The organism is Candidatus Venteria ishoeyi (genome assembly GCF_030378065.1).
Lineage (GTDB): Bacteria > Pseudomonadota > Gammaproteobacteria > Beggiatoales > Beggiatoaceae > Venteria > Venteria ishoeyi.
Map to the genome: position 1 here is coordinate 1 of NZ_JAUCGJ010000089.1, position 5,613 is coordinate 5,613.

Consider the following 5,613-nt stretch of genomic DNA (forward strand, 5'->3'; position numbering starts at 1 on the left):
TATATTAAAATACCCCTTTGGGGTGTTAGCGCTAAAACCCATATTTTAAGTTTTACCGTTAAACATTAGAGATAAATCTGTTCGCCTGAAAGGCGAAGGTTTTAACCTTGTGCATGGAAAATAAAGCATCGCTTTAGCTTGCCATTGCGCCGAAGACCTTCCCGGTTTTCAAAACCTGGAAGGTCTATTGTTTAAAAACAAAATAAACGCCGGGGAATAATTTCCCCTTCCTGATTGACTTCCCCCAAACCGATAAAAACCTGTTCGGCGCTGATAAGCTTAATCTCGCCCTGGAGATTGGGTTTGGTTGCACGTTGTATGCGTTGCCCATGCAGAATTTTTACTGTTTCTGCTGCGGATAAATGCAGCTCAGGCCAGTTGGCAACCGCCAAATCCATCGGTCGTAGCAGGGCATCCAGCGCAGCCAGTTGTTCTTCCCGTTGTTCTTCCCGTTGTTCTTCGGCTGTTTTATTGTCGGCTCCAGTTAATGCACCAAGTTGCTCCAGACTGATTAACTCATTTAACTGGCCCACGCGGGTGCGTCGCAGGGCGGTGATATGTGCGCCACAGCCCAAGGCTTCACCAATATCTTCCGCCAGTGTGCGAATATAAGTGCCTTTAGTACAACTGACATCCAGTTTTAAGAAAGTACCATCAAAATCCAGTAACTCAATGGCATCAATCCGAATCCGCCGCGCTTTACGTTCGATGGTTTTACCGGCGCGTGCCAATTTATACAGCGGTTGCCCCTGATGTTTCAGTGCGGAATACATCGGCGGCACTTGTTCCTGCTCACCCAGAAACTGAGGTAAAAGCTGCTCAATATCAGCACGGCTGACGGTGACGGGACGGGTTTGTAAAATCTGCCCCTCAGCATCCGCCGTATCGGTGGTTTCGCCAAGCTTGCATTGTGCCTGATATTGTTTATCGGCATCCAGCAAATACCCAGACAGCTTAGTGGCTTCACCCAGACAAATGGGTAACAAGCCGGTGGCGAGATTATCCAGGCTGCCGGTATGTCCGGCTTTTTGTGCCTGATATAAACGCTTTACGCGCTGCAAAGCAGCATTTGAACTGATACCGCCGGGTTTATCGAGTAATAATATCCCGTGTACCGGGCGGCCTTTGGTTTTACGCGCCATAAGTTTATTGAATTCCTGGTCAAAAATAAGCGCAATTATACCGAAAGTGGATATGCCTTGGGTTGGTATTCGGTGTACCATTAAGCATATTGCTTTACCATCAACCACAAATGAGTATAACCACTATGTCAATTGCCTCTTATCTGGATATAGACCGTTATCTGGAATTAATGGTTGAAAACCATGCCACAGATGTTTTTTTTATTCCCAATTCGCTGGTGCGAATGAAACTTAAAGGTAAATTAATCAGCGCAGGCAAGCATGTGGTGACGCCGGAAATGACTAAAGCCACTGCCCATCGTTTAATGAATGAAAATCAGCGCAAGCAGTTTGAGCATGAAATGGAAATGGATTTTTGTATTAACTCTGCAAAAACCGGTGCGCGGTTTCGGGTAAATGCCTATCGCCAGCAGGGCAGCGTGGCGATGGTCATGCGTTATGTACGCCCACAAGTCCCGAATATTAAAGAGTTAAACCTGCCAGATATCTTAAAAGAAGTGATTCTTAAACGCGCGGGCCTGATTCTGGTTGCTGGTGGCATGGGCGTAGGGAAATCCACCACCATTGCCGCCATGCTGGATCACCGTAATCGGGAAATGCCGGGGCATATCCTGTGTATTGAAGATCCCATAGAATTTATTCATAAACCGGTGAAATCCATATTCAGCCAGCGCGAGCTGGGCGTGGATACCCATTCTCACGAATTGGCGATTCGTGGCGCAATGCGCGAATCTCCCGATGTTGTAATGATGGGCGAGGTACGCGATCAAAAAACCATGCAAAGCCTGATGGAAATGGGCAATACCGGGGTACTGGCTATTTCCACGCTGCACGCCCGCAATACTTATCAAGCCCTGCAACGAGTGCTCAGCCTGTTTCCGGCTGAGCGCCACGGTGACTTATGTCTGGACTTGTCCATGAGTTTGGTGTGTGTTGTTTCCCAGCGTCTGGTGCTGACCAAAGAAAACAAAATCCTGCCTGCGCTGGAAGTCATGCTCAACAATTCCGTGGTCGCTGATTTGATATTACAGGGCAAGCTGGATCAGCTTAAAAATGCAATTACCAACAGCAGCACACCAGGTATGCAATTATACGAAGACACCCTGCTGAAAATGTACAAAAACGGCACTATCAGTCTGGAAGAGGCGCTCAACAAAGCCGACTCCAGCGTGGATATGGAACGGCGCTTGAATTTTGGTTAGTTCAGAAACATCAATCTGAATTTTTTCAGGAGTTTTTTAATGCAATTAATCTTAAAAAATATTAATTTAATCCAGGATGCGCGTATAAGGCTGAATGGACTTACCGTGATTGCGGGTGAAAACGATAGTGGCAAAAGCACGGTAGGGAAATTGCTGTTCTCGATTATCAAGGCATTCAGCCAATATGATAAAAGCTTAAGCGAAGACAAAATAATTAATATTCAAGAACAGATTGAAAATATTTATCGGCAAGTCAGAAAAACTTTTCGCTTTGAAGATAATCCCGGCTTAAAAGAAATATTTTTCCCCACAAATTTTTTCCAGAGTATCAGAAAAATTATTGAATTCACTGCTGCGCCTTACCAGGCAGATGAAATAAAAACGATTTTTGATAAAAAAGCACAATTATTAGAAAGCGCTACCCCTCTATCTGAAGAGCATCATAATGTTACAAATATACAACAAGATATAAAAATACTCAGTAAACGGATTCTCAAGCTATTAGCAGATGATACAGTAGGAGAGCGTATCAGACCTGTTTTGAATAGAATTCTGGCATCTGAATTCAATAATGAATTGATACCTAAACATAGCGAGGAACGACAAGCGCATATCGCTTTATCCGAAGGTGACAATGCCATCCTGGCCTTGACTATTGATACGCATGGCGTACAGCATCTGGAAATATCCGACCCATTGTTATTTAACGATGCCAGCTTTATTGAAACACCGATTATTCTGCAACTCTACGATCTGATTAACACCGCCCATACATTGCCGGGAGATAGTTTCGGCTTGAAAGGCTCTCACGCCCGCTTGCCGTATCATTTGGCTGATTTAATCAGCAAACTTAAAAATGCACAATATGTCAGTGATAGTCTGATGGATGGCGATGAACCGCTCTTTGCGGCGCTGCAAAATACCCACGCCCTGATGCGCGGTGGTTTCAATTTTGATGATTCCGACAAGGACTTTATTTTCCGGCGTGGCTATGGGCAGGAACAAAGCATGAATATCAAGCCTGTAAACACCGCATCGGGTATTAAAGCTTTCGGTATTATACAATTACTGATTCATGCAGGCATGTTGAATACAAAAAGCCTGCTCATTGTTGATGAACCGGAAACCCATTTGCATCCTGCGTGGCAAGTGGAATATGCGCGCCTGATGATTATGCTGGTGCAACAAGGCATACCCGTGCTGCTGACCTCACACAGCCCCTACATCATCCAGGCTTTGAAAGTGGCAGGTGAAGCGGAAGGACTGGGGGCGAAAATGAACTACTATCTGGCGGAATGTGAGCCAGACGGTTTTGCAAGTATGCACGATGTCAGCAACGACCTGAACCGTATTTTTGTCAAACTTTCCGCCCCGATGCAGGAACTGGTGTGGCAGCAATGAATGTTATAAAGCACTTATCAAGCATAGCTCAGGACAAGAATTGGTTTGTAACCATGCCGCTGGGAGAATTGGATAAAAGTTGCTGCCCACGGGCGCAAACCGAAGTCATTGACTTTGACCAGACCAAAACCCTGGTCTCCAGAATGATGAAAAAACCCACACCAAAATCCTGTGATGCGCTCAAAATACTTGAACAGCGCCTGGATTTTATTGAAATGAAGGGCTGGCGGGAATTCATCCGTCGTAATCCGTCCTCGGCAGTTCCCTCGCAAATTACAAAATTCAATCTAAAGCAAAAAATAACCGACAGTCTCGGCGTTTTAAAAGATGTCATCACATTGATGCAACTTGGTGATGCGGCACAGGAACAATATGGGGAGACGGTTAAATATTATATTGTCGTCATTGATATTCATCTGGAAGACAATCCGCTGGAACATCTGGCGCTCAGTCTGGACTTTTTAAGCGAAAGTTCTACACCCGTGCGCCAGCAAATCATTCAGGGCTTGTCAGAAGAACTGGGCAAGCTACCAGAGCAACTTACCGCAACTTCAGAACTGAGTGCAAACCTTCACCAGCCACTATTAAAAAGTTGTGACGACATTGATGCTTATTACGCCTCATCAATACAGGAAGGAGGCAGCACACTGTGAACCATCGCCGCCGTAGCCGCAAAAACCCTTATGACCAGGGCAAGCAAAGTAAAAAACCGCATAAAAATCCGCATGATTTACTGGAAAGTGTGAATAAAATCAAAGAGCGGATTCTCCAATATATCGACCAGGGACAATCTGAACGTGCCGAGCAATGGCTGGACTATCTGCGTGAAAATCAAAGAGATCAACCCAAGCTTTTGGCCAAAAGTATATCTGATTTACTGAACAATATTTCTGATAGTGAATTTAAGCTACAACTATATCAAGAGGCATTGAATCTCAATAAAAATGACACAGTAACCCTAACCAGCTACGCCACGGCGCTGGTGAATGCCAATCAGCCCGAATGCGCCTTTGAATTGTTCGACAAGTCGCTGGCGATTAAAGCCGATGAGACAGTGACCCTGAACAGCTACGCCACGGCGCTGGCAAATGCTAATCAGCCCGAACGTGCCTTTGAATTGTTTGAGCAGTCGCTGGCGATTAAAGACGATGAGACGGTGACTCTGAACAGCTACGCCACAGCGCTGGCGAATGCCAATCAGCCCGAACGCGCCTTTGAGTTGTTTGAGCAATCGCTGGCGATTAAAGCCGATGAGACTGTGACCCTGACTAGCTACGCCACGGCTTTGGCAAATTCCAATCAACCCGAACGCGCCTTTGAGTTGTTTGAGCAATCGCTGGCGATTAAAGCTGATGAGACTGTGACCCTGACTAGCTACGCCACGGCGCTAGCGAATGCCAATCAGCCCGAACGCGCCTTTGAGTTGTTTGAGCAGTCGCTGGCGATTAAAGCCGATGACACAGTGACCCTGAACAGCTACGCCACAGCGCTGGCGAATGTCAATCAGTCCGAACGCGCCTTTGAGTTGTTTGAGCAATCGCTGGCGATTAAAGCGGATGACACAGTAACCCTGAACAGCTACGCCACGGCGCTGGCGAATGCCAATCAGCCCGAACGCGCCTTTGAGTTGTTTGAGCAGTCACTGGCGATTAAAGCAGATAACACAGTGACCCTGACCAGCTACGCCACGGCGCTGGCAAATGCCAGTCAGCCCGAACGCGCCTTTGAGTTGTTTGACAAGTCGCTGGCGATTAAAGCCGATGACACAGTGACCCTGACCAGCTACGCCACGGCGCTGGCAAATGCCAATCAGCCCGAACGTGCCTTTGAGTTGTTTGAGCAGTCGCTGGCGATTAAAGCCGATGAGA

General features: G+C 46.5%; 5 protein-coding genes. 4 read left to right on the plus strand and 1 reads right to left on the minus strand.

Annotation, left to right across the window (positions count from 1 at the left end):
• Positions 1-191 precede the first annotated feature (191 nt).
• Positions 192-1,142: a tRNA pseudouridine(55) synthase TruB gene (truB, locus tag QUF61_RS17810; RefSeq protein ID WP_103918705.1), complete on the minus strand. Its 951-nt coding sequence runs from the start codon at positions 1,140-1,142 to the stop codon at positions 192-194.
• A gap of 125 nt (positions 1,143-1,267) precedes the next feature.
• On the opposite strand from truB, the gene QUF61_RS17815 reads away from it, so the two are divergent.
• The 4 genes from QUF61_RS17815 to QUF61_RS17830 form a co-directional block, all read left to right on the plus strand.
• On the plus strand, positions 1,268-2,344 hold the full coding sequence (locus QUF61_RS17815; protein WP_289682903.1) for a PilT/PilU family type 4a pilus ATPase: 1,077 nt from the start codon (positions 1,268-1,270) through the stop codon (positions 2,342-2,344).
• Between the two features lie 39 nt (positions 2,345-2,383).
• Positions 2,384-3,745 carry an AAA family ATPase gene (locus QUF61_RS17820; RefSeq protein WP_289682904.1) on the plus strand — a complete coding sequence of 454 codons (1,362 nt, stop codon included), beginning with the start codon at positions 2,384-2,386 and terminating at the stop codon, positions 3,743-3,745.
• The gene (locus QUF61_RS17825; RefSeq protein ID WP_289682905.1) at positions 3,742-4,398 is read left to right on the plus strand and encodes a hypothetical protein; all 657 of its coding nucleotides are present in this window, start codon (positions 3,742-3,744) and stop codon (positions 4,396-4,398) included. The genes QUF61_RS17820 and QUF61_RS17825 overlap by 4 nt, the downstream gene beginning before the upstream one ends.
• Positions 4,395-5,613, plus strand: a 1,219-nt coding sequence (locus QUF61_RS17830) for a tetratricopeptide repeat protein (RefSeq protein ID WP_289682906.1), incomplete at its 3' end; no start/stop codon positions are given. The genes QUF61_RS17825 and QUF61_RS17830, both read left to right, overlap by 4 nt.

What these genes read in the sequence shown, in the direction of transcription:
- QUF61_RS17815 (WP_289682903.1), top strand. Translation starts at nt 1,268, where the DNA reads ATGTCAATTGCCTCTTATCTGGATATAGACCGTTATCTGGAATTAATG.
- QUF61_RS17825 (WP_289682905.1), top strand. Translation starts at nt 3,742, where the DNA reads ATGAATGTTATAAAGCACTTATCAAGCATAGCTCAGGACAAGAATTGG.
- QUF61_RS17820 (WP_289682904.1), top strand. Translation starts at nt 2,384, where the DNA reads ATGCAATTAATCTTAAAAAATATTAATTTAATCCAGGATGCGCGTATA.
- truB (WP_103918705.1), bottom strand. Translation starts at nt 1,142, where the DNA reads ATGGCGCGTAAAACCAAAGGCCGCCCGGTACACGGGATATTATTACTC.